Source organism: Domibacillus indicus (genome assembly GCF_023715895.1).
Classification (GTDB): domain Bacteria; phylum Bacillota; class Bacilli; order Bacillales; family Domibacillaceae; genus Domibacillus; species Domibacillus indicus_A.
In genome coordinates, this window is the sequence record NZ_JAMBOO010000180.1 from 1 (window position 1) to 200 (window position 200).

A 200-nucleotide genomic window follows, 5' to 3' on the forward strand; every position below is an offset into this window, starting at 1 on the left:
AACGCGCCTGAGAGGACTCGAACCTCTAACCGCTTGATTCGTAGTCAAGTACTCTATCCAATTGAGCTACAGGCGCAAAAGTGCGGGTGAAGGGACTTGAACCCCCACGCCTTGCGGCGCCAGATCCTAAGTCTGGTGCGTCTGCCAATTCCGCCACACCCGCATATACATGGTGAGCCATGAAGGACTCGAACCTTCGA

General features: G+C 55.0%; 2 tRNA genes. Both read right to left on the reverse strand.

From position 1 onward, the window contains the following. Positions 1-2: 2 nt before the first annotated feature. Positions 3-76 (reverse strand) — tRNA-Arg (locus M3221_RS26185). Positions 77-81: 5 nt separating this feature from the next. After that, positions 82-163 (reverse strand) — tRNA-Leu (locus M3221_RS26190). Positions 164-200: the final 37 nt, after the last annotated feature.